Origin of the sequence: Reichenbachiella sp. (genome assembly GCF_965233835.1) — a bacterium.
Taxonomy (GTDB): Bacteria; Bacteroidota; Bacteroidia; order Cytophagales; family Cyclobacteriaceae; genus Reichenbachiella.
In genome coordinates this window covers 1,607,352-1,630,560 of sequence record NZ_OZ247585.1, presented here as the reverse complement: position 1 = coordinate 1,630,560, position 23,209 = coordinate 1,607,352, and the positions used below count along the sequence as shown (strand labels likewise).

Genomic DNA, 23,209 nt, shown 5'->3' with positions numbered 1-23,209 from the left:
TTTGACATAAAAGAACCATCTCAATACTGAGATGGTTCTTTGGATCACTTAGCGCCTATGACACTGGTAATTCTACTAGTTTGCTCTGACGATCGATAGGAAAAGACTCCATTAATCGATCAACTGCCTTCTCTACTATTTCTGCCGCTTTTTTAGGGTTGTTTTTCAACTCTTTAGTTAAAGAAGCATACCATAGCAACTCATCTGTTTCACCATCGCGAAGTGCAATAACCACTTTTTCTAGTTTAGTACTATACTCTCGCGTATTACTCGTGCCGTAGCCATTTCCGTAAAATCTTCGACCTCCCATATTGTTATAGTTCGTGCTATAATTGGTCAGCGTTTCTGTACTTGATGCAATATCAATATATACGTTTGGACTTTCAGTGTCTTCAATCATTCCTCTTTCTCCCAAGGATTTCAATAACTCATTTTCAAACCTTGTGATATTTAGCTCATTAAAAAACTCCGATTGTTTAGTTAGATCAGATTCATAACGAAGCTCATAAGTCTGATACTGTGCATAGTTGATATTCGCTTTTTGATCAGTTACTACTTTCAATCCAGAACAAGCACTCATCAATACTGAAAAGACTCCTATCATTATTACTTTCGCCTTCATAACATATAGATTTTAATTGAACATTTAATCCGTACTTATTTATACCAAAACCAAGCCAACCCAAAGACTACCTACAATAAATAGGCATTTCGCCTAGAGCAAATTTTCTTTTGTCCGACAGATCTTTTTCTTCAACAAATTCAACAATCATTTTACAATATTTAGCAAATATTCTAGCGGGTTGACTTTCTTCAGGAGAGTATTCTTATTTAGTCAAATAATGCAGCTTATTGTCCTTAGAATGCGTAGTCCTATTTATTTTTACGATTATAAAATATTAACCCAGTAAGCACATGCAAGAAGTATATATAGTATCGGCGATAAGAACGCCTATCGGAAGTTTTGGCGGAAGCCTATCCGGCCTTTCAGCTACCAAACTTGGATCTATCGCCATCACTGGCGCACTAGAAAAAGCTGGCGTAAAAGCCGAATCAGTAGACGAAGTATTTATGGGTAATGTAGTGTCTGCCGGACTAGGCCAGGCACCAGCTAGACAAGCCGCCATCGGTGCCGGCATTGGCTACAATGTTCCCTGTACTACCATCAACAAAGTTTGTGCTTCAGGTATGAAATCTGTGATGCTAGGTGCTCAGAGCATCATGCTAGGGCATGCTGATGTCATCGTAGCTGGTGGAATGGAGAGCATGTCGAATGTGCCCTACTATGTACCAAAGGCAAGATACGGCCACGGATACGGCCATGGGCAATTGCTCGATGGATTGATGCACGACGGCCTTTGGGAGCCTTATCATCAATTTCCAATGGGTAGCTGCGCCGACAACACTGCCAAAGAAATGAACATCTCACGCGAGGCCCAAGACGAATTTGCCATCAATTCTTACAAAAAAATTGCTGACTCTGTAGCGAATGGTTTATTCAAAAATGAGATCGTGCCAGTAGAGATTCCTCAAAGAAAAGGGGATCCAATTGTAATGTCTGAAGACGAAGAATATAAGAATGTAAAATTCGAAAAAATTCCTTCACTTCGCCCAGTATTCAACAAAGATGGATCAGTAACAGCAGCCAATGCTTCGACCATCAATGATGGAGCCTCAGCCCTGATCTTAGTGAGCAAAGCCAAAATGGAAGAATTAGGTTTGACTCCAGTGGCTAAAATCAGAGGATTTGCAGATGCCGCTCAAGAGCCATTATGGTTTACGACTGCCCCTGCTTTGGCTATTCCGAAAGCGATCAAGAATGCAGGGATTGAAAAATCTGACGTTGACTTTTACGAAATCAATGAGGCATTCTCTGCAGTAGCTTTGGCTAATATCAAGGAGTTGGATTTGAATCCAGAGAGCGTGAATGCCTTTGGAGGTTCAGTAGCCTTAGGTCACCCACTTGGATGCTCTGGAGCACGAATCATCACGACACTAAACTCAGTGCTGCATGAAAAAGGCGCTAACATCGGTGTGGCGGGTATTTGCAACGGTGGCGGAGGTGCTTCTGCTATCGTGATAGAAAAAGCATAATAAAATACCGAATTAGACGTAAGAGACTTTAGATTTGGGGAAACTCAGGTCTGAAGTCTTTTTTATTTAGTGCCGTTGAGCTTTTATTAATCAGCTTGAAAAGTTAATGAAGTACGTAATCAGTTTTTTATTCTTATGCTTGTCAGCCCAAAATTCCTGGGGACAGGAAAAAATAAAAACCTATTATGATGATGAAAAATACTCTTTGATGGAAGAGTATTATGTAGTCGAAAAGGATACGATGGTTTTAGAGGGACCGTATAAAAAATACAGCCCATCTGGTCAAGTCATCGTCACTGGCGAGTATATAGATGGAAAGCGCGAAGGAGAGTTTTTGAATCTATATGAAAATGGCATCACTCAGCGAAAGACAACCTATGCAAGTGGCTTGAGGCAAGGAACGACCTCCGTTTTTGACCAAAAAGGCAACCTTATTCAACAAGTTCAATTCAGAAATGACTCGCTGATTGGCGAGTTAGTCACCTATTTCCCGAATGGGAAAACAAAAAACACGACCACATTTAAAAACGGCAAGCCTGATGGACTGGTGAAAGAATATTACCCTACAGGTATATTAAAAGAAGAAGTCAACTATAAAAACGGTAAGCAACATGGACTCAATACCACCTACTACGAGTCCGGCTCACCTAAATCAAAAATCAATTACACCTATGGAGTGATAGACGGTATCATGATCAGTTACTACCCGAATGGGCAAATGGATACCAAAGCCACACAGTCCAATCATTCCCTACACGGGGATTACATCAAATACTATAGTAATGGTCAAGTTAAGCTTCATGGACAATACGAAGATGGCATGCGCAACGGCGAATTTAAGTCCTACTATGAAGACGGAAGTTTGGAGAAGAAACTCAATATAGTAGACGATAAGATGACTGGAGCCAATTTCACTTACTTCCCTGATGGGCAATTAAAAATCAAAGCCAACTACTCCAATGATGAGAAAAATTGGACCACAGAAGAATACAATCAGTCAGGTAAATTGATAGCCACACGACAGTACAAAGACGAATTCAAATCAGGTACCTGGAAATATTTCAACTCTAAAGGGGATTTAGTTATCAAAGAAAACTATACGCTCGGTAAGCTAGAAGGTAAACGCACCGAGTTTGATGACAAAGGAAACACCACCAAAGTAGAACCCTATGAAAAGGGCAAAAAGCATGGGGAGGCTACCATTTACTTCAGCAATGGAAAGAAGTCCGAAGTGATGAACTACAAGTTCAACAGACTTGATGGTGACTACATCAAATACTACAAATCCCAAGACCTTGAAATCACCGGTCGATATACCCGCAATGAAAAAAATGGCGAGTGGATCTACTATGACAAAAAGGGCGAGGTTCTGAAAAAGGAGACTTATAAGTTTGGGCGGTTGTTGAAGTAATTGACAATAACTATTCTAAAGTTCAAAATTCCTTAGTTTGACAATAAGATTTCTCACTCCGTTCGGAATGACATTTACGTTTTTATGTACTTTTGCCGCATGACAAAAGGGCTAAAATCTACCAATTATCAATTCGAAGGGCAGACCAAAAAATACACTGGCAAAGTGCGTGATGTGTATGAGTTTGAAAATCAACTCATCATGGTGGCTTCCGACAGAATTTCGGCATTCGATGTAGTGCTTCCAGAGCCTATTCCTTATAAAGGACAGGTATTGAATCAAATCGCTGCTCGATTTTTAGAGGCTACTTCCGATATCGTGCCCAACTGGGTAGATACCGTACCAGACCCTAATGTAACGGTGGGCAAAAGATGTGAGCCTTTTCAGGTGGAAATGGTTATTCGAGGCTATTTGGCAGGACACGCAGCGAGAGAATATAAGGCGGGCAAAAGACAACTTTGTGGCGTAGCTCTACCGGAAGGTCTGAAGGAAAACGATAAACTTCCTGAGCCGATCATAACGCCTACAACCAAGGCCCATGAAGGCCACGACGAAGATATTTCAAGAGAAGAAATTTTGGCTAAGGGAATAGTAGATGAAAGTCTATATGTGCAACTGGAAGACTACACCAGAAAGCTATTTCAAAGAGGTACAGAGATGGCAGCCGAAAGAGGTTTGATTTTGGTAGACACCAAATATGAATTTGGTATGTACGATGGTAAAATCATTTTGATCGATGAAATCCACACCCCAGATTCGTCTCGCTACTTTTACCAAGACACCTATCAGGAATTACAAGATAAAAATGAACCACAAAGACAACTTTCGAAGGAGTTTGTTCGTCAGTGGTTAATCTCCGAAGGTTTTCAGGGCAAAGAGGGACAAAGCGTTCCGGACATGTCAGAAGAAAAAATCAAATCGATTTCTGAGCGCTATATTGAGCTTTTTGAAAAGATTACAGGAGACTCATTCGACCGCGTACCAACAGAAGATATCGAAGCACGTATTCAGTCGAACATCGAAAAATCGATTAAATTACAATAAGAGATTAAATCAAAGACTATGAAGTTTACACTAGACAGACAAGAAAAATACAATACACTTAAAGTAGATGAGGAAAAATTGGACTCGACCATTTCTCCAGACCTCAAATCAGAATTTTTGACCATTCAGGGCCAGGGGATCAAAAACATCATAGTAGACCTGTCTGATGTAAAATACATCGACTCCTCAGGACTGAGTGCCATTTTGGTGGGCAATAGAGTATTCACTGAAGCGGAAGGTTCCTTCATCTTGTCAGGCGTATCTGACCATGCGATGAAATTGATTAAAATCTCTCAGCTGGATGGCGTATTGAACATACTACCTACTGTAGAAGAAGCTGTAGACGCTATCTTCATGAACGAGCTCGAGCAAGGCTTTCAAGGCGAGGAAGACTAAGTCTTCCTCATTATTTGCTCAATCAACTAAACCAACGCTTATTGTCATTTACCTTACAAATACTCGGCTCCAATGCCGCCATTGCGGCGCATCATAGACATCAGACCTCACAGGTACTTACTATGATGCAGGTGCCCTTCCTGATCGACTGCGGAGAAGGCACCCAAGCCAGGCTCAAGAAGTTTAAAATCAAATCACAGCGTATTGATCATATCTTCATCAGCCACTTGCATGGAGATCATTTCTATGGCCTAATGGGATTGATTTCATCCTTACATCTGTATGGAAGGAAAAAGGAGCTAAATATCTACGGCCCTCCCGGGCTCAAAGAAATCATAGCCATCCAACTCAAATACTCTCAGTCTTCGTTGAATTATAAGATCAATTTGACAGAGTGGACGCCGGGTGAAAGTGAGCTGTTGTTTGAAAATGTAAACCTGACTGTACACTCTTTTCCATTGGATCACCGCATCGACTGCTCAGGTTTTCTCTTTCGAGAAAAATCGAAGAAGCGAAGGATCAAAAAGGGCCTGCTGGAAAAGGATATCTCACCGCTAAAAATCATCGCGCTCAAAGATGGCAAGGACGTACTAGACGATGAGGGTAACATACTGCTAGCCAATAACAAATACACCTTGCCGCCGGCTCGATCTTGCTCCTATGCCTTCTGCTCTGACACCAAATACACAGAAAGTATCTTGCCTTTTATCAAAGAGGTAGATTTGCTCTACCATGAGGCTACCTTTATGGAAGACATGAAAGAACGTGCAGAGGCCACCCACCATACCACTACCAAACAAGCAGGCGAAATCGCAAAAAAAGCCAATGTAGGAAAACTTCTCATCGGCCACTTTTCTACCCGCTACAAGGAGCTCGAGCCCATGCTTGAAGAAACCCAAAGTGTTTTCGAAAATGCTGAGCTGGCGATTGAGGGAGAAAGTTTTAGGGTGGAATGATTACATAAATTTGAAATCTGCTCGCTACACCTGGTCATTGCGAGGAGAGCGCTTCACCGTCAGGGGAAGTTATCGACGCGGCAATCTCCTTCGGACTAGTTCGGTTCTATTTGCATGCAGGCCAACAAAAGATTAAGATTACCACGTTGTGCATTTGATTATCCTCAAATCGCGCGCCTCGCAATGACGGAATAAATATTAAAAGTCTTTGGCGTCGACATTCATTTACTTATTTTGGATAATCCAAAAATTTCCGTCAATGAAACGAGTTTTTAGAATCATTGGAATCTATTTAATCGGCGTAATGTGTTTAGTCATATATTTTGTAATGAGGCATTCTTCTTCATTTAATGACTTCCTACAACAGGCAAAAAGGAGTAGAATAGATTGGAGTTTTGGTGTTTATGCAATGACTGGACTTATTGAACTTACTCTTTTAGTAATCGGAATTTCAGTTTTGGTAATAACTTCAATTTTATTAATTAAATCTAAGTATCAATCTCTCAACATCAAATGATCGCCCCCACCTCTGACTTCCAAAACAAAAAAACAAACCTATTCCTCGTGCTGGCAGGCATATTCATCACTAGTGCGCTACTGGCTGAACTGGTGGGTGTGAAGATATTTTCCGCTGAGAAAGCGATAGGTGTCAATCCAGCTCAGATCAAGCTGTTTGGTGATTTCGTACTAGACTTCAATCTAACTGCAGGAGTCATTTTATGGCCGGTGGTATTCCTCACTACAGATATTATCAATGAATACTTCGGTAAAGCTGGGGTTAAGAAAATCAGCTTTCTTACGGCAGGCCTGATCTCTTTTGCTTTTTTAATCATCTATATCATCACCATATTGCCACCGGCTGATTTCTGGTTGGCTGTGAATGGTACAGACCCTGATGGCAATGCCTTTGACATCGACTATGCTTTCAAAGCGATTTTTCGTCAAGGATTGGGTATTATAGTTGGATCTTTGATTGCCTTTTTGATTGGCCAATTACTGGACGTATATGTCTTTCAAAAATTAAGACGACTCACCGGTACAAAAATGATTTGGTTGCGAGCCACCGGTTCTACGCTTATTTCTCAGCTGATCGACAGTTTTGTGGTTCTCTTTATCGCCTTTTATCTACTGGCTCCGGAAAACACACAATGGCCTTTTGCTCAAGTGATGGCGGTCGGTACGATCAATTATATTTATAAATTTAGTGTGGCCATTTTACTGACGCCGCTGATATACTTGGGACATCATTTGATCGACAGGTATCTGGGAAAAGAAAATGCTGAACGCTTGACTGACGAAGCCGCAGCATCCAGCAAATCCATAATATAGAATGCAAAAATTCTTCCTTAGGTGGTTGAATGTGGGTTAATAAACGAACCTTATTGCATTAATAAATAGAAGTTCATGACATTTTGTGTGAATGTCAATTCATTTCGATCAACTGGCAAAAATCACAGATTAATTGAATTTTAGATCACCGTAATCCCAACTTAATGTCTGATTAAAGACAATTTCCTGACCTTGAATAGCTAGTGGTGAATGAATGTTGTTTTCGAATAATTGCCCCGTACCAAGTCCCTGGTGCCCCTCATATTCATATTGAGCAGTAAACTGACAAATAGCATTTAAACCAATATTAGACTCTAGCGCCGAGGTAATCCACCATCCGATGCCCTGGGCTTCGGCAATTTCGATCCACTCTGTAGTAGCGACAAACCCTCCAACCAGCGAGGGTTTAAGAATAATATAGTGTGGCTTGATGTCCTTAAGCAGTTCTGTTTTTTCACGTTTCCCAAATACACCAATCAACTCTTCATCCAACGCAATGGGGACTTTTGATTTTTCACAAACTAGCGCCATGGCCTCCGGCTGCTTAGGCATGATCGGCTGCTCGATGGAGTGCAAATCAAACTCTACCAATCGATCCAATTTTTTCAGTACGTCTTGGGTAACAAAAGCACCATTTGCATCTACCCTGAGCGTCAGCTGATCTGCTGAGTATTGAGATCGGATATATTTGAGCAAATCACATTCAGTATCAAAATCAATCGCGCCTATTTTTAGTTTGATGCACTTGAACCCTTCTTTAAGTTTCTCATCAATCTGTTGTTTCATAAACTCCTTCTCTCCCATCCAGATCAATCCATTAATTGGAATTCCTTTTTCGGCTTGGTAAAAATCATTGTCGAAGATTTTGAACTTTCCACCATGGAACAAATCCAATAAAGCCGTTTCTAAACCAAAACGAATGGCTGGTCGATATACTGAAACTACATTCCTTACTAATTCAAAAACGTCCTCTAAAGTTTGAGGTAAAGTCTCTTGCCTGAGTGCATCACTAAGCTCTTGTAGTTCTGTTTCGAAATCCACGCTATAGTCAAAACTAAGTCTCTCGATGGTGCTTACCTCTCCCAATCCATAAACCTTAGGTAGGTTGGAATCATAAACCTTTATAATCCAAGCATCCTTAGTTTTTAGTACGCCTCGAGATGTACCAGCATCAAACTTAAATTTCAATATGTGTTTGGTGAATTTCAGAGTTAATGACATATCAACAGTTTAATGAATAAAATTAGCCATTCGTTCCGCATTATGACTAGAATATGAGAATTTTGAATCTTAAAATTTTATCAGATGGCTTCAGATTCTGCTTCGCTAGAAAAATACCTGTACGAACTTCCCGAACACCGAATTGCCAAGCACCCTTTGGCGAATAGAGATGACTCCAAGCTATTACTTTATCAATCGGGAAACATATCTCATCAGACGTTCAAAGAAGTGGTTGATCTGGTACCAGAGAATGCCTTACTATTCCTTAACAACACTAAAGTAATAGCAGCACGCCTCTTTTTCCACAAATCTACTGGCGCCCAAATCGAAGTGTTTCTAACAGAGCCCATCTTACCGCATACGGAATTTCAAAAAGCTTTGAAAGCCAAAAACAAATGCACATGGAAATGTATGGTTGGCAATCTAAAAAAGTGGAAGGACGAAAATGTACTTTCTTTAAGGTTAAATGATCAACTAGATATTGAAGCCAGATTAGTGGATCGTGAACAAAACCTGGTGGAGTTTTCGTGGAATGGAGAGCAGGAGTTTCTCTCCATTGTGGAAGCTGCGGGTCATGTGCCGCTCCCTCCCTATCTCAACCGTGAAGAAGAAAAAGAAGATAAAGACCGCTATCAAACAGTATTTTCAGAACTCGAAGGTGCCGTAGCTGCCCCAACTGCTGGTTTACATTTTACGGATGAAATATTGAGCCAACTTCGAAAGAAAGGTGTAAAACAAGATCGCGTCACACTCCATGTCAGTGCAGGAACTTTTCGCCCTATCAAAGAGAGTGATTTCAAAAATCATGACATGCACAATGAACGAATCATTGTGAACAAAGCTAATATTGAAAACCTCTTGACCGCCAATGGCCCTATCATTCCAGTTGGTACGACAGCCTTGCGAACTTTAGAAAGTTTGTACTGGTACGGTGTAAAACTCTCTCAAGATAGTGCTAGCAAGTTTTTTGTAGAAAAAAACGATCCTTACGAAGACCATTATCAAGGCGTCTCATTAGAGGAATCTATGAAAGCCATTTTGAAAAAAATGGATGAATTGGATGTAAATGAATTGAAGGGAGAAACAGAGATATTCATCTACCCAGGCTATGCCTTTAAAGTAGCTCATGGACTATTTACAAACTTTCATATGCCTGCCTCTACTTTGGTTTTATTAGTTGCCGCATTTGTTGGAGAGGATTGGCAAAAAATCTATGAGGAAGCCTTGACTAACGACTACAGGTTTCTTAGCTATGGTGATACGTCATTGCTCCTGCCGTAAGCAAAACTTTCAGGCCGTTAAAATCGTATAAAGAAGTAATTTTCCTAGTTTGATTTTAAAATCCCGTTACAGTTCATGTGGTGGGATTTTTATTTATCGAGCTTTTTGATCAGCTTATCTATTTTCCTGTTCAGCATTTCAATCTGATGCTGAGACTTGCGGTGCTCGGCCAGTGTGATTTCAGACTTCAGGTCCTCTTCTTCTTTCACATCCTGCATGTGCATTTCGTTCATCGTGTTCACCACTATGGCAATGAAGATATTGAGTGTGGTATAAGTCGCAATGAGAATAAAAGGAACAAAAAACAAGTAAGCATAAGGTGTCTGATCCATCATAGGTCGAGCAATTCCCGAAGACCAACTTTCCAATGTCATGATTTGAAACAAAGTGAACATGGACTCACCAATATCTCCAAACCATTGAGGAAAATCCTGGCTATACAAGTTAGTTGCCAACACTGCGAAGATGTAAAACACCATAACCAGCAAAACCATAATCCAACCGATACTCGGAATCGATTTGATCAGCGCTTCAATAATTACACGAAGTTTGGGCACATTCTTGATCAGTCGAAGAGTCCTTAGTATTCGAACCGTACGAAACACCGAAAATGAGCCTGCTGCCGGCACAGCCGCAATCGCAACGATCAAAAAGTCAAAAATATTCCAGGCGCTTTTGAAAAATCGATAACTAAAAGCATAAAGCTTCAATACGATCTCTATGACAAACACAGCTAAGATGGCATCGTCAATCCATTGAAAAAATGCACCAAAACTTCTCATCAACGGTTTTGAAGTTTCCATCCCAATAGTTATGCTATTCAAGATTATCAATCCAACGATGAAGTTTTGGAATTTTGGGCTCTCAAGAAATTTTCCGAGTTTTTCTCTGTGATTGGCCATTTTCAAGTATTAAAGACTGTTTTTCAAAAGTTAGGCAAATATATAAGACTCCACCAAGAGCATGAGTTTTAAATCAAATATTTAGGAATGCTCATACAAGTGGGGGAATAAAACAGCTGATATTAGCATTCATTTTTTAATAAAAAATACGAGAAGGTTAATACTCTTAACCTTATTATATTTGACTATAAAGTATTTCCATACTAAATCAGATCCCGATGTCTATTTCTACTTTGAAAAGTTACTTTCTCATTCTCTTCTTGTTAGTGCTAGGTTATGCCCAGGCACAGAAAGGTGATTTTCTACTTTCTCATTATTCATTAGATGTCGATGGATTAGACAATCTCAACTTTGAGTTGAAAGTAAATGACGACGGTCAATTGTGCATTGCAAACCGATCGGGGGTTTTGCTTTATGAAGGCAACAACTGGGAGTTTAAAGCAACGCCAAGTGCGGCACTTTCAATAGACTTCGACTCTCTAGGTCATATTTTTGTTGGCTGCGCAGGAGATTTTGGAAAATTCGGGTTTCAAAATGGCAAATATCAATTCATCTCGCTGAACCCAAACAAAACAGATGAAAGTCTATATTTCAAAACGATCGTTAAAGATTCTCTGGCCTTTTTTATCAGTGAAACCAACGTCATCCGATATCATCTAGGGCAGCACAAATCCTTCATAAACTACTTGGAAGATCCGGATGAACATTTTACCTATCTATTCGAAGCAGATGGCGATATCATGGTTCAGACCAACAAAAAGATTTACCGCTATCATGAAGACCAGTTGGTAGACGATTTAGACTGGAAGCTTCCTGAAAACGCTCAGTTCCTATTTTTTGACAAGCACCCCACCAGAGATCAATATGTAGCAGGGACAATGGACAACAAGGTCTACATCTACAGAAAAAAGAATTTTTACGAATGTAAAATGTCCAAGTTCCTTACCGAGCATGAGTCGTTTGTGAACAATGGCGTTTGGGTAGATGACAATCACTTTGCACTTAGCACACTAGAGGATGGTATTATACTTTACAGTAATCGCCATTCCAAAATTGTAGATGTCATCAATCATGACAAAGGACTTCCAGACAATGAAATCTATACCATTGGCCGAGATCATGAAGGTGGTCTTTGGATATCCCATGAATTCGGTTTGTCAAGACTGGAAATCGGCGTTCCGTTCAGGAGTTTTACCAACTACCACGGGCTAGAAGGAAACCTTAAAGACATCTACTGGTTTAAGGGACATCTGTATGTATCTACCAGCAAAGGAGTATTCTACCTAGAGAAAAGCCTCAACTACAAAAACACGGTGTACTATGTGCCTGTAAAAGGCGGTAGAGCCACGGCCACCACTGCTTCAGTTTCAAAAAAACAGAAAAAAGCCCAACGATCAAGGGGAAAGAAAAAAGGACCTACCTCTGGCGGGACCAAAGGATCTACGACCAAATACGAACGGCGTGTGAAAAAGCATCTGGTGAGTTCTGGATACGAATTCATCAAAGTGGATGGCATAGAAGCCAAGTGTGAGAAATTCATTCGCTACAAGAAAAAACTACTTGTAGCTTCATCGAACGGACTATATGAAATTAAAAAAGAATACGATAGGAAGGAGAAAGAATACGAGCACACCGCAGAACTGGTAGTTCATGAGCCTATTAGGTTTACCTTTATCGACAATCATGAGGGTCGTCTCGTCATTGCTAATCACTACAATGAGATCAAACTGTATAACCACGAAGACGAAATTTGGGTACAAGAGGATCAAATAGATTTTCATGGCGAGATGGTGTTGAGTGCGCTTCATCAACACAATGGCATTACCTGGTTCGCGACCCCAAGTCACCTATACAGATATGATTCATTATCCTCTACCTACCATGATTTTCGCGAGTACAAATATCACAACCAGTTCATTGATGAAGTAAGAATTGCCGCCATTGACAACCAACTTTATTTGATCAACTCTATTGGGTACTTCTACCTCGATGGTGCAAAAGACACCATTCTAGAGGATACCACGCTGATGCAAAAAATAGGCCGCCCTATCAAACACTTGCAAGAACATGGAGGCAAAGTTTGGGTAAACAATGGCGAAGCCTGGTATCAAATCAACAGAAACAAGTCTCTTGTAAAACGTGAGATATTCGGTCTGTTTCCCAACATGTCATTCATCACTAACTATAGAGACAATATTTGGTTGATCGATGACTCACATGAATTGCTCAAGTATTATCCAAGCCAAGATGATTCGTTGGTTTGGAGAAACCATATGTATTTACGCGAAGCGAAGAGCAACAAGGGTGATGTAAATATCAATGTAAAAGGCCCTATAGCCTTCGAACATGATGAAAATTCATTCTATTTTGAAATGGCACGACCCGACTATCGAGGGCTTTTACAAATTGAATATCAATATATGCTCAGCGGCCTAAATGACAATTGGTCTGAATGGTCTACGAATAATCAAATTAGTTTCAATTATCTACCGCCAGGAAATTACAAACTAGACATCCGATCGCGCGACCATTTTGGTCAAATACAGCAATTGGATACGGTGAAATTCACGATCAAACCACCTTATTGGCAAACGCTTTGGTTCTATGGTTTGCAGATTATTTTCATGACGGGATTGGTCTTTGGCTCGGTGATTATGAATAGACAAGCTCAGCAAAAATACGTATTGGTGACTGAGGGACTCACTATTCTGACCATAGTCATGGTTATCGAATTTTTGCAAACAGTAGCTGGAGGTACCTTGGGTATAGAGAGTACCCCTGTAATAGACTTTGCTATAGATGTGATGATTGCACTCTGCGTATTCCCACTCGAGCAGTTCTTGAAAAAACTGATGAAAGTAAGTAGACAAGGACCCGGCTTGAATGGCAAAGCTTTTTTGGACTTGTTTAAGTTTTCTAAGCCCGAGCCTAAGAAAGCAAAGGCATAAAAAAGAAATTCAACGGCAAAAACAAAGGCTATGGGTTCCCCATAGCCTTTGTTTTTGAATTAGTATTGAACTACCTATAAAAGTTCATTCGCCAGATTAGCCAACTCCGAACGTTCCCCCTTCTCTAGATTGATATTCGCAAAAAGCTCTTGGCCTTGAAGGCGATCAACTAAGTAAGACAGTCCGTTACTTTGAGAATCCAAGTATGGAGTGTCGATCTGATGGATATCCCCTGTAAATACAATCTTGGTATTCTCTCCAGCACGGGTGATAATTGTTTTTACTTCATGTGGCGTCAGGTTTTGCGCCTCGTCCACGATGAAGTAAATGTTGGATAAACTCCGGCCTCTAATATAGGCCAGAGGCGTGATGAGAAGTTTCTCTTGATTCACCATGTCAGTCAATCGCTTATACTCCTTGTCTGTCTCCTTGTAGTGATTTTGTATAAACTTCAAATTGTCCCAAAGCGGCTCCATGTATGGATTGAGCTTAGACTTGATATCCCCAGGCAAGTAGCCAATGTCTTTGTTGCTCAGCGGAACGATGGGTCGAGCTAAATAAATCTGTTTGAACTCTCGCTTCTGCTCCAGTGCGCAAGCCAATGCCAACAATGTTTTACCGGTACCAGCCATTCCTGTGATTGCCGCCAGCCTCACATCAGGATTCATCATACAATGAATAGCAAAAGCCTGTTCTGCATTCCTGGGTTTGATATTGTAGACCGTTTTCTTTTCTACATGCCCCAGTTTTTCGGTCAATGGATTGTAAAAACTTAAGGCCGAATTTTTTGGGCTCTTGAGTATGTAATATCCGTTATTATGAAACTCATAGTCTTTGGATACTTTCTTAGGGTCTACTTCACCCTTCTTGTACAATGTATCGATGGTGGTGGCCGGCACTTTATTGATTTCGTACTTGCCAGTAACCAGCTCTGAGGCATCTTTGATCTTACCTGTTTCGTAATCCTCAGCACTAAGATCTAAAGACTTGGCTTTTAAGCGTAAATTGATGTCTTTCGAAACCAGAATAACTTTACGACCCTTCTCCTCTTTTTTCAGCCGCAGTGCGGCATTCAAGATCTTGTGGTCATTTTTTCTATCTCCAAATACTTTTACCGCATCAAAGTCAGGGTCAGCTTCCGAATGCATCAAGACCTTGAACTTTCCTTTGGTTTTTCCATTAAGTGGGATCCAATCCTGAAGCATGTGATCCTTGGCTAATCCGTCTAGGAGTCTTGCAAATTCTCGCGCCTCAAAGTTTAATGTATCGTTGCCCTTTTTGAAATTATCTAACTCCTCCAGCACCGTAATTGGTATCCCGATATCATGCTCCGCAAAGTTCATGATGGAGTCATGTGAAAAGAGAATTACTGATGTATCAAGGACAAATATTTTTTTCTCACTACCTTTCTTCGCCATATCAATGTAGGAATTAGTTCTATAGTAAAATGGAAAATTTTACACTAATCTACAAGCGAAGCCAATGATTATAGAAGAATTAATTTGAAGAAATTTTCATCCTTTCTCCATAACCAACCCCTGAAGAGTTCTTAGCTGAAAATTCAAAAATTTATCTATTGACCCAGGACTTTCTCAATTTCAATTGAGTTTCGGAAGGGGTATCAGAAAGCATCATAGAAGCCTCAATTTTTCGGTCAATTTCAATGGCCTCTGCTTTCAGTTTTACTTTTTTGAGTTTGCCTTTTTCATCAGTTCGCAAAACTACAGCCTGAATTTTATCTCCTACCTGATGGCGATCGGTGAACGCCAAAAATTCTTCTTCGTAGTTTTCAATATCAATTTCAATCCCATCGAATTTATAGATGATGTCTCCTTCTTTGTATCCCATTTCCTTACCAAAAACATTCATCTGATCGATGGATTGGATAATTAACCTGTTGTCAGACTCATTGACAGAAAAACTAAGATGGCCTAATGACAGTTCCTTTTCTGTTCTTGCTGGCTTAAACTCAACACCCACCTTTTTAAGTATACTTTCATAGGGAAGAGGAGTACTTCCCTCCACATATGTACTAAAAAACTCACGTATTTCAGGATAGGTCATTTCGGTAATCGTATCAAACAACTCCTCATCTTTAAAGGACTGTGTCTTTCCATATTTTTTAGCCAGATCTTGCATCATATCCTGAACACCATACGCTCCATCAGACAACTCTCTCAACCGAATATCCAATGCCATTCCGATTAAAGCACCCTTTTGGTAGACATTACCATATTGGCTTTTTGTTTCCCCCAGACAGTTGAGACTCAATTCCGTAAAAGGCAATTGATCATCAAAATTGGAAGTAGATTGACCAATCTTACCTTCCAAAACATTTAAGTAATTGGCCAAGGACATCTCTCCATATTTCACCTGCGCCAACCCTGCGGCGTACTCGGTCATTCCTTCATACAGCCATAGATGCTTCGACATTTTTGGATTTATAAAATCAAAATTTCCTATTTCCTCAGAATGAACATTGAGTGGAGTAAGAATGTGAAAAAATTCATGAGCGGCGACATCACGTATCACTTGCGCCAAACGGAAGGGGTCAATTTCAGGCAGACTATAAAATGACGAATAAGAGTGCTCCAAAGCACCCAGCTTGCCCGACATTGGGCTTGTATCAAACAAATAGATGATAAAAGCATATCGATCTACTGGGAGCTGACCAAGGTATTCGTGCTGGGCCTTTAGGGTAGGCTCTACCTGTTCTTTTACGAAAACCGGATCCAACACCTTGTTGGGCGAATAAACAGCAATTAGTATTTCAGCACCTCCGATTTCGAAGGTCGTTGTATCTGGCGAAGAATACATGATTGGCCCATCGGCCAAGTCAAAATAATTTGGAGCTAAGAAAACGTCTGATGAGTCATTGATGGATACCTTGTCAAGCGCAGAGGCGCCGTACATGCCTTTGGGGTAATCAATATGTAGCTCATAGGCTAAGTCTTTCATACCTTGCAGATAGCCTGCAAACCCAAAGGTGTTAATCACATAATTCTTACCCTCTTCTATATTAGTACCTGCCGGTTCAAATACGAAATTCCCTTTCTCGGAGTCAAAAGTATCTTCAATCCAATACGAAACCGAAGCCAATTTTTCACTCCCCTTTATTAAAATACGATTATCAGTCAGCTGCCGGGTTACAAGTTCATTACCCTCTGCATCAAATGCCTTAAAGTCAGTAAAAAAACGTCCAAAATCGTAGATAGAATATGTACCCGGCACAATCTTAGGCACACGAAATTCAATCTCCTCTTTTTCAACGTTCGGAACCAGGCAAGTGACTTTTACTTTGTCATCTACCACAGTGTTCAAGTCTATAGAAATAGTGTATTTCTCCTGAGCTAAAAGAGAAGTAGAAACACTCAACAAGGCAACAAGTAAAATGATTTTAATATTCATCTGATAAATTTTATTCAATAATATGAGGTATCCTCTAAAAACAAGAACGAATGATGCAAAAGAAAGCACCTTCTCTCACTTTAATTGCTTCTTAAGTAAGATTCGGTTCTCCGCTGACTCGGATCTTAACTCAACATCCATAATTTCGAACCCTGAGCTAATAGCAAAGTGAAGCATGTTTTTATGACGATTTCGAGTTTTTAAAACAATGGAATCAAATCCTTCTTCAAGGGCAAATTGTTCCTGAAAGTCTGCGAGTGCTTTGGCCAATCCCATTTTTCTAAACTTTGGCAACACACCTCCCATCCATGTATAAAATGAAGTATTACCAAACTTATCATAGCCGACCTTGAATCCGGCAAGCTTGCCTTCTACTTCAGCTATGGCGATGAGATGTTTTTTGCTTTGCAGTCTTTCCTGATACACCTCATTTGCATGCGGACTTTCAAATTCAGGGATTTGATTGCTTATTTTGACCACTTCCTCAATGGAGCCTTCACGAATGGTGGTTTTATTCAGACTCATTTCTCTCTAAATTTTCCAAGAATGACGTTGTGCGGATCAATTTCTATATTGCTTACTTGTTCGCATGAAATTTCAATGATCTGTGTTTTATCGCTAAGTGACACTCTCTTGTTTTCAGTGGTACCATTCTTATATGCAACCTGCACATCGAAATCTAACTGATAAACAAAGTCCGTTTGTTGTTCAAAGCTAAGCTTCAATTTTCCCTTTTTATAACTCCAATGGCATCTAACGTCGGGTGCTCCTGGCGTATAAAACCATTGCTCAAAAAACTTATCCAAGTTAACATCTGAAATTTCATTAGCGACATTTATAAAATCCTGTGTGCTTGCAATATCATATTTGTACTGTTCGTAAAAGGCCAATATGAGTTTTTGGAAAGTTTCCTCTCCTACCCGATATCGAAGCATTCTTAACATCCAACCCGCCTTATCGTATGTCATTGGGTTCATGAGTTTATTCAAATTTTCGACAGGTCGCTGAACAATCATCTGACTAGGGTTCTTTCTTTGAAAGTCTAGCACTTTTTTCTCCTCTTTTTGTAGTTTGGCTAAAAGACTATCCAATCCAAGCGCTTCCTCCACCCAGTAATTTTCAAAAAAAGTTGCAAAACCTTCACTGATCCAAAGGTCAGCCCAATCTCCCTCGGTCACCGCATTACCAAACCATTGATGGCCTATTTCATGCGCTATCGTCTGATTTATTTTTTGTTCTCCAGTTAATGACGTTTCGGGGTAAAATATATTTCCAGCATTTTCCATCCCCCCAAATCTGGTACTCGATTCTACCTGATCGCACTTAGTGAATGGGTATGTCCCCATGTAACCAACTAACATTTCATATATGGCTGGTGCTTCAGAAAAATCATGGAGGGCCAAGGCTTGTGTCTTTTCGTATACCCAAGCTTTGATCATTCCCTCACTGTCTAAAGTTTTCGTAACAAAAGGAGCCACTCCAATTACCATAACTTTTGAAGAAATAGGTTTGTTCATCTTCCAGATGGTCTGTTTCCAATTTGAGTCCATGAGTTCTTCACTTTGCAAATCTCCATTCGCCACTACGCGATATTTCGCCGGAGCAGTCACTCTAAACTCACAGGTAGCTTTTTCCGAAGGATGATCAATTACAGGTAGCCAATGATGTGCGCGATTCGGCCAATGTTCGGCGAAAAAAGTTCGTTCACCATGTTTGTTTTGAGAAATAACCAAGCCATCAGAGGGAATTCCTTGATAGGTTACCACCAATTCAGTAGATCCTCCTGACTGTATTGTATTGGGTGTAGGAATTTTCAATACATCTGAACGATGAACATAGTCGACCTCTTTTCCTCCAAAGGATAAGGCTTTTACTTCCATCCCAGTATTAGCAAAATCTAACACCGTATATTCTGGCACTGTGCTCGGATAGTTAATCGACACTACTGCTGTGACATTCACCACATCACTGGTATCAGTCAAAACAACATCAAACTGATAGTTTTGTATATCGAATACAGCGGTCTCCGGTCTTTGCCCGAAAGAAAAACTATTTGTTAAAAATAGAAAGCATAAAATGAAAAACTTGCAGCTCTGAATCACGGGCATATGGAATGGTTTTTCCAAATGTAAGCGTTAAACAATTAGCTATTCGAAAAGATTTGACTAGCGGTCGTATGTGTCTACATCTAGTATAAATTTGGGATCAATTGCTTTGGCTTCTGCAACCACTCTTCTCGCAGCAGACGATCTCCCCATAGCCTGCAATGCCTGTCCTTCAATCCGGTATTGCCACAAACTATCTTTCCAAATTTCTTTTGTCCAGGAAACCGCATCCACCGCTTCCTGATATTGATTCAAGTCCAAATGAGTCTGAGCTACTTTCATGTAAATGTCATAATGCGTAGGCGGAACCATATTCGCATTGATTACAATTGGATATGCGCTACCTATAGTCACTTCATACTCGGATGAAGCCAAGTCCGCTCCAATTTGATAATAATTTAAGGCCATCTCTAAATCTTTCATTCCATTCTCATAGAGCATACCCATTTCCAAATAAAAACTAGTAGTACGATACCCATACAAGTGCATCATCTGAAACATCTCCAATGCCTTGCCCACTTCTCCCATACCCTGATAGGCTGCAGCCATTTTCTTAAGGTAAGAAATAGTATTACTCACAGAATAATCTTTGAGCATATCATAATGATTTATGGCCTCTTCGTATTGACCTTCGGACAGAAATTCATCTCCCTTGTCTTTGATCTCCTTCAGTAGTAAGTCCTTGAAATCCTTCATATCCTGTTCTTCGTACCAAAAAGACCCCATACTGCTGATCAATTGAAGGCTTTGCTCCAAATCGCCTTTGTCGTGAGCCGATTTCACCGTATTAAAGACCGTTCTTCTTCCTGCCAGCAATTCTGCTTTTTGACGTTCTTGATATTGTCTATTGAGGTACATGCCAGTGGTGATAACAAGCGCTACAGAAAAAGCAAATAGAAAGGCATAAGCTGTTGCTTTCCAGTTGCTCATTTGTGGCGGATAATACCTTTCTCTTCTTTGCTGAGGATACGTTCTCCTATAAATCGAATTGGCAATACCATGGGAGGAAGCTCCATATCTCAGCATCATGTCATGTTTGGATCGCTTGTATGGATTGGAAAGCACCTGATGTGCCTCATTCACTTGCTTAAATAACTCTTCCATATTCTTATCACCTGAATGTTTGTCAGGATGATAGCTCAATGCCTTTGATTTGAATGCGGCCTTGATCTCTGCATCAGTTGCGCTGGAAGAAACACCCAAGATGTGATAGTAATTGATCATTTCAGAGATTTGCGTGTCAAATAAAACGTAGGAAAACAAAAAAAGGTACTAGTTGCTTCTATTTTTGCCTGACATGGCCAATAATGACAAAATTATACTGCCCGAAAAATACTATCTGGACAATTTTAAATATGTCCTCAATTTTGTCTTGGATAAATATGAACCACTCCTCTCAGATGATGAAGTAGCATTTGTCACCAACTTCACGACACTTTCTGAGGATGCTCAGTGCCTGTACGTAAGAGTAAGCAATAGAAAAGGACAATTCTTTAGAAAAGAAAAATTGATCTATGCTGAAATAACTAATCTAGATGATGCTCAAGAAGAATTGCTGGATCAAAATTTTCTCATTAATAAATCCTTTCTAGAGATTGAAGAGTGTTATCAGCTCGTCAACATTTATAACAAGGCAGAGATCATCCAAATGCTAAAACCTTTAGATATTGAGGTCGATAAGAAACTAAAAAAGGATGAGTTGATTTTGGATTTACTCGAAAGTCACGGTTCGGAAATTCTGCAACAATCTTTTTATACCAATTCCATTATTACCCAAGGGGCACGTGAGGAATTGGATATGGTTAAATTATTCTTTTTTGGACACAATCATGGCGACATGTCTGACTTCGTTATCCGTGATGTCGGGCATGCCAAATTCATGGAAATAGACGAGTCAAAATTAGGCACTTCATTCGACTCGAGAGAAGAAGCTGAAGCCGTGATGCAACTCTCTCAGTTGAACAAAGAGTTTTATTTATTAGAAGAAGCGGTTTCTCCTTTATCCATCTATGCATGGTTCAAAGAAATTGAAATTGGCTATTTTCTCAACATGGATAAAGCCAAACAACGAGCAGAAAAACTATTGCACAAGGTTGGCTACCATCTTGAAAAAAACAAACACTTTGAGGAAGCACTTGAATTGTATCATATTTCACCTGCATCTCCACTGAGAGAACGAAGAATTAGAATCTACAACAAGCAAAAAGATTTTGACAAATCTTTGGCTCAGGCAAAACAAATCCTTGAAAATCCCAACGATAATAAAGAGTACTATATCGCACTAGATGTCCTCAACAAGCTAGATAAAAAACTAAAGACCACCACCCTGAGGCAAAAAGATGGAGTCTCTATTCCAGTAGACGCTAGCTATCAGTATCGAGTAGAGCAAGGTGCACTGGCATACTTCCAAACGGAAGGTTACTATGGCTATCATTCTGAAAATTCTATTTGCAGAAACGTCTTTGGATTGTTTTTTTGGGAAGAAGTTTTTGATCCCAAATACAACAGCTTACATCAACCATTGCAACGTAACCCTTCTGACATTTATGGTAAAGACTTTTACGCCAAGCGCAAAGAAGCCATTATTAACAAGCTTCAAAAGACAAAATCAAAAAAACAACTTTCAAAAACGCTAGAGACCAGTCTTGAATTGCACCATGGCGTCTCTAATCCTTTTGTGCACTGGGATGAAAGCATGATTGAAGCCATGTGGAGATTTTTGGCCTTTGCCAAGTTGCAACAAATCAAATTCCTATTGGCAGAAATGGCTATCGATCCGAAAAACCGATCCACTGGTTTTCCTGACCTATTCATTTGGAAAGAAAATGAGTACTCATTCTATGAGGTGAAATCACCGAATGATCATTTGTCTGAAAAACAGTTGTTTTGGTTGGAACGCTTTGATGAGTGGAAAATCCCTGCAGAGATTGCTTTGGTAGAATGGGTCTAAGCATTCAACATCTCCATCAACTTCGTGGTAGTTTTCCAATTTCGAGAAGTTCCCTTCACTTTCAGTTTCCGCTCAATGGTATTGTGATCAAGCTTTGACTTGCCAGCCCCATTCACATAAAACAAATATAGATTCAAACCTACTTTGATAAACTCTTCAGGGCCTGAATGAAAATCTTGTAAAACTTTAAAATTCTCTTCACTAGGGTCCTCGGCTAAGATTGTTACATATAGCTTCGTGATCTCTTCATTACGATTGTTGATGAATGGATTATCCCCGAAAGTTGCAGTCCATTCTTCCTTCGAACGAACAATCACTGGCACATCAAAACTAAAAGTACCCTTGATGTTTTCATGAATTTGATTTTCTAACTTTTCCTGATCGGACTCAGATGTTTCAAATACAATATTCCCGCTCTGGATATAGGTTTGAATGTTTTGATAACCGAGCTTATCCAAGGATGCCCTCAATGCGTCCATCTTGATCAGCTTTTGGCCACTCACATTTATACCTCTTAGTAGTGCAATGTATTTTGTCATGTCCCAAAAGTAAAAAAAGACAACCTATTCCTAACTCTAATTGTGTATAACCGTTTCAACTGCTGAACTAAAAACATATTCCATGAAAAACTTACTTTACGTTTTACTTATTACGCCATTCTTAGCTACAGCACAGGAAGCTGCACAACCAACTACCTATCAGCAAGAATTTACAGGCAGCATGAATTACAGTCAAGGTCAGATTGTTAAATTAATTGAAGCCATTCCTCAGGATAAGTATACCTGGAGGCCTGGAGAAAACGTACGCAGTACGTCTGAGGTGATCTTGCATATCGCAGCCTCCACTTACAATTTGTCCAGTGCATTGGGTACGCCACTTCCAGAAGGATTAGACACTAAAGCTTTAGAGAAGTCGACTACAGATAAAGCTGAAATTCTAAAAGCTATTAATGAAGCTTATGCTTTTTCAAAAGCTGCCGTTGATGCAGTAAAAGATGATCAAATGAATGACATGGTGACTTTGCCCTTTGGTACTTTCACAAAGCGCTCTTTGATTATGATCATTGCGACGCATAGCTACGAACACAAAGGTCAGCTGATTGCCTATGCCAGAGTAAATGACGTGACTCCACCATGGAGCGGCAGCAACTAAAGTCCTAACGAC

Annotated in this window: 19 protein-coding genes; 10 read left to right on the top strand and 9 right to left on the bottom strand. The window is 40.0% G+C overall.

From position 1 onward, the window contains the following. Positions 1 to 55: 55 nt before the first annotated feature. Positions 56 to 622, bottom strand: a complete 567-nt coding sequence (locus ACO6S2_RS07115) for a DUF4136 domain-containing protein (RefSeq protein WP_422361804.1) — start codon at positions 620 to 622, stop codon at positions 56 to 58. A gap of 293 nt (positions 623 to 915) precedes the next feature. On the opposite strand from ACO6S2_RS07115, the gene ACO6S2_RS07110 reads away from it, so the two are divergent. The 6 genes from ACO6S2_RS07110 to ACO6S2_RS07085 all read left to right on the top strand — a co-directional run bounded on the left by ACO6S2_RS07110 (position 916) and on the right by ACO6S2_RS07085 (position 7,230). Next, positions 916 to 2,094, top strand: coding sequence for an acetyl-CoA C-acyltransferase (locus ACO6S2_RS07110; RefSeq protein ID WP_422361803.1), 1,179 nt, complete (start codon positions 916 to 918; stop codon positions 2,092 to 2,094). 106 nt (positions 2,095 to 2,200) lie between these two features. Beyond that, positions 2,201 to 3,505 carry a toxin-antitoxin system YwqK family antitoxin gene (locus tag ACO6S2_RS07105; protein WP_422361802.1) on the top strand — a complete coding sequence of 435 codons (1,305 nt, stop codon included), beginning with the start codon at positions 2,201 to 2,203 and terminating at the stop codon, positions 3,503 to 3,505. Positions 3,506 to 3,604: 99 nt separating this feature from the next. After that, positions 3,605 to 4,549 carry a phosphoribosylaminoimidazolesuccinocarboxamide synthase gene (locus tag ACO6S2_RS07100; protein WP_422361801.1) on the top strand — a complete coding sequence of 315 codons (945 nt, stop codon included), beginning with the start codon at positions 3,605 to 3,607 and terminating at the stop codon, positions 4,547 to 4,549. Between the two features lie 18 nt (positions 4,550 to 4,567). Continuing rightward, on the top strand, positions 4,568 to 4,945 hold the full coding sequence (locus tag ACO6S2_RS07095) for an STAS domain-containing protein (protein WP_422361800.1): 378 nt from the start codon (positions 4,568 to 4,570) through the stop codon (positions 4,943 to 4,945). A gap of 41 nt (positions 4,946 to 4,986) precedes the next feature. Beyond that, complete coding sequence (locus tag ACO6S2_RS07090) at positions 4,987 to 5,901, top strand: ribonuclease Z (protein WP_422361799.1); 915 nt, start codon at positions 4,987 to 4,989, stop codon at positions 5,899 to 5,901. 513 nt (positions 5,902 to 6,414) lie between these two features. Beyond that, positions 6,415 to 7,230, top strand: coding sequence for a queuosine precursor transporter (locus ACO6S2_RS07085; RefSeq protein ID WP_422361798.1), 816 nt, complete (start codon positions 6,415 to 6,417; stop codon positions 7,228 to 7,230). Between the two features lie 129 nt (positions 7,231 to 7,359). On the opposite strand, the gene ACO6S2_RS07080 is transcribed toward ACO6S2_RS07085, so the two are convergent. Continuing rightward, positions 7,360 to 8,451 carry an o-succinylbenzoate synthase gene (locus tag ACO6S2_RS07080; RefSeq protein WP_422361797.1) on the bottom strand — a complete coding sequence of 364 codons (1,092 nt, stop codon included), beginning with the start codon at positions 8,449 to 8,451 and terminating at the stop codon, positions 7,360 to 7,362. A gap of 84 nt (positions 8,452 to 8,535) precedes the next feature. Here ACO6S2_RS07080 and ACO6S2_RS07075 point away from each other — a divergent pair, with 84 nt between their 5' ends. Further along, complete coding sequence (locus ACO6S2_RS07075) at positions 8,536 to 9,732, top strand: S-adenosylmethionine:tRNA ribosyltransferase-isomerase (protein ID WP_422361796.1); 1,197 nt, start codon at positions 8,536 to 8,538, stop codon at positions 9,730 to 9,732. An 89-nt stretch (positions 9,733 to 9,821) separates the two neighbouring features. On the opposite strand, the gene ACO6S2_RS07070 is transcribed toward ACO6S2_RS07075, so the two are convergent. Continuing rightward, positions 9,822 to 10,634, bottom strand: a complete 813-nt coding sequence (locus ACO6S2_RS07070; protein ID WP_422361795.1) for an ion transporter — start codon at positions 10,632 to 10,634, stop codon at positions 9,822 to 9,824. Between the two features lie 218 nt (positions 10,635 to 10,852). On the opposite strand from ACO6S2_RS07070, the gene ACO6S2_RS07065 reads away from it, so the two are divergent. Then, on the top strand, positions 10,853 to 13,582 hold the full coding sequence (locus ACO6S2_RS07065) for a triple tyrosine motif-containing protein (RefSeq protein WP_422361794.1): 2,730 nt from the start codon (positions 10,853 to 10,855) through the stop codon (positions 13,580 to 13,582). Positions 13,583 to 13,656: 74 nt separating this feature from the next. Here ACO6S2_RS07065 and ACO6S2_RS07060 read toward each other — a convergent pair whose 3' ends face one another. The 5 genes from ACO6S2_RS07060 to ACO6S2_RS07040 all read right to left on the bottom strand — a co-directional run bounded on the left by ACO6S2_RS07060 (position 13,657) and on the right by ACO6S2_RS07040 (position 20,319). Next, positions 13,657 to 15,000, bottom strand: coding sequence for a PhoH family protein (locus ACO6S2_RS07060; protein ID WP_422361793.1), 1,344 nt, complete (start codon positions 14,998 to 15,000; stop codon positions 13,657 to 13,659). A 151-nt stretch (positions 15,001 to 15,151) separates the two neighbouring features. Next, positions 15,152 to 16,990, bottom strand: coding sequence for a peptidase M61 (locus tag ACO6S2_RS07055; protein ID WP_422361792.1), 1,839 nt, complete (start codon positions 16,988 to 16,990; stop codon positions 15,152 to 15,154). Positions 16,991 to 17,065: 75 nt separating this feature from the next. After that, the gene (locus tag ACO6S2_RS07050; RefSeq protein WP_422361791.1) at positions 17,066 to 17,515 is read right to left on the bottom strand and encodes a GNAT family N-acetyltransferase; all 450 of its coding nucleotides are present in this window, start codon (positions 17,513 to 17,515) and stop codon (positions 17,066 to 17,068) included. Beyond that, positions 17,512 to 19,116 carry a M1 family metallopeptidase gene (locus ACO6S2_RS07045; RefSeq protein ID WP_422361790.1) on the bottom strand — a complete coding sequence of 535 codons (1,605 nt, stop codon included), beginning with the start codon at positions 19,114 to 19,116 and terminating at the stop codon, positions 17,512 to 17,514. The genes ACO6S2_RS07050 and ACO6S2_RS07045 overlap by 4 nt, the downstream gene beginning before the upstream one ends. Positions 19,117 to 19,155: 39 nt before the next feature. After that, positions 19,156 to 20,319, bottom strand: a complete 1,164-nt coding sequence (locus tag ACO6S2_RS07040) for a J domain-containing protein (protein ID WP_422361789.1) — start codon at positions 20,317 to 20,319, stop codon at positions 19,156 to 19,158. A 73-nt stretch (positions 20,320 to 20,392) separates the two neighbouring features. On the opposite strand from ACO6S2_RS07040, the gene ACO6S2_RS07035 reads away from it, so the two are divergent. Next, positions 20,393 to 22,045, top strand: a complete 1,653-nt coding sequence (locus tag ACO6S2_RS07035) for a VRR-NUC domain-containing protein (RefSeq protein ID WP_422361788.1) — start codon at positions 20,393 to 20,395, stop codon at positions 22,043 to 22,045. Here ACO6S2_RS07035 and ACO6S2_RS07030 read toward each other — a convergent pair. Next, positions 22,042 to 22,584, bottom strand: a complete 543-nt coding sequence (locus tag ACO6S2_RS07030) for a DUF1697 domain-containing protein (protein WP_422361787.1) — start codon at positions 22,582 to 22,584, stop codon at positions 22,042 to 22,044. The two genes, ACO6S2_RS07035 and ACO6S2_RS07030, sit on opposite strands and share 4 nt — an antisense overlap. An 82-nt stretch (positions 22,585 to 22,666) precedes the next feature. Here ACO6S2_RS07030 and ACO6S2_RS07025 point away from each other — a divergent pair, with 82 nt between their 5' ends. Continuing rightward, positions 22,667 to 23,197: a DinB family protein gene (locus ACO6S2_RS07025; RefSeq protein WP_422361786.1), complete on the top strand. Its 531-nt coding sequence runs from the start codon at positions 22,667 to 22,669 to the stop codon at positions 23,195 to 23,197. Positions 23,198 to 23,209: the final 12 nt, after the last annotated feature.

What these genes read in the sequence shown, in the direction of transcription:
- ACO6S2_RS07065 (WP_422361794.1), top strand. Translation starts at nt 10,853, where the DNA reads ATGTCTATTTCTACTTTGAAAAGTTACTTTCTCATTCTCTTCTTGTTA.
- ACO6S2_RS07080 (WP_422361797.1), bottom strand. Translation starts at nt 8,451, where the DNA reads ATGTCATTAACTCTGAAATTCACCAAACACATATTGAAATTTAAGTTT.
- ACO6S2_RS07070 (WP_422361795.1), bottom strand. Translation starts at nt 10,634, where the DNA reads ATGGCCAATCACAGAGAAAAACTCGGAAAATTTCTTGAGAGCCCAAAA.
- ACO6S2_RS07025 (WP_422361786.1), top strand. Translation starts at nt 22,667, where the DNA reads ATGAAAAACTTACTTTACGTTTTACTTATTACGCCATTCTTAGCTACA.
- ACO6S2_RS07030 (WP_422361787.1), bottom strand. Translation starts at nt 22,584, where the DNA reads ATGACAAAATACATTGCACTACTAAGAGGTATAAATGTGAGTGGCCAA.
- ACO6S2_RS07095 (WP_422361800.1), top strand. Translation starts at nt 4,568, where the DNA reads ATGAAGTTTACACTAGACAGACAAGAAAAATACAATACACTTAAAGTA.
- ACO6S2_RS07105 (WP_422361802.1), top strand. Translation starts at nt 2,201, where the DNA reads ATGAAGTACGTAATCAGTTTTTTATTCTTATGCTTGTCAGCCCAAAAT.
- ACO6S2_RS07055 (WP_422361792.1), bottom strand. Translation starts at nt 16,990, where the DNA reads ATGAATATTAAAATCATTTTACTTGTTGCCTTGTTGAGTGTTTCTACT.
- ACO6S2_RS07035 (WP_422361788.1), top strand. Translation starts at nt 20,393, where the DNA reads ATGGCCAATAATGACAAAATTATACTGCCCGAAAAATACTATCTGGAC.
- ACO6S2_RS07115 (WP_422361804.1), bottom strand. Translation starts at nt 622, where the DNA reads ATGAAGGCGAAAGTAATAATGATAGGAGTCTTTTCAGTATTGATGAGT.
- ACO6S2_RS07110 (WP_422361803.1), top strand. Translation starts at nt 916, where the DNA reads ATGCAAGAAGTATATATAGTATCGGCGATAAGAACGCCTATCGGAAGT.
- ACO6S2_RS07050 (WP_422361791.1), bottom strand. Translation starts at nt 17,515, where the DNA reads ATGAGTCTGAATAAAACCACCATTCGTGAAGGCTCCATTGAGGAAGTG.
- ACO6S2_RS07075 (WP_422361796.1), top strand. Translation starts at nt 8,536, where the DNA reads ATGGCTTCAGATTCTGCTTCGCTAGAAAAATACCTGTACGAACTTCCC.
- ACO6S2_RS07060 (WP_422361793.1), bottom strand. Translation starts at nt 15,000, where the DNA reads ATGGCGAAGAAAGGTAGTGAGAAAAAAATATTTGTCCTTGATACATCA.
- ACO6S2_RS07085 (WP_422361798.1), top strand. Translation starts at nt 6,415, where the DNA reads ATGATCGCCCCCACCTCTGACTTCCAAAACAAAAAAACAAACCTATTC.
- ACO6S2_RS07040 (WP_422361789.1), bottom strand. Translation starts at nt 20,319, where the DNA reads ATGATCAATTACTATCACATCTTGGGTGTTTCTTCCAGCGCAACTGAT.
- ACO6S2_RS07100 (WP_422361801.1), top strand. Translation starts at nt 3,605, where the DNA reads ATGACAAAAGGGCTAAAATCTACCAATTATCAATTCGAAGGGCAGACC.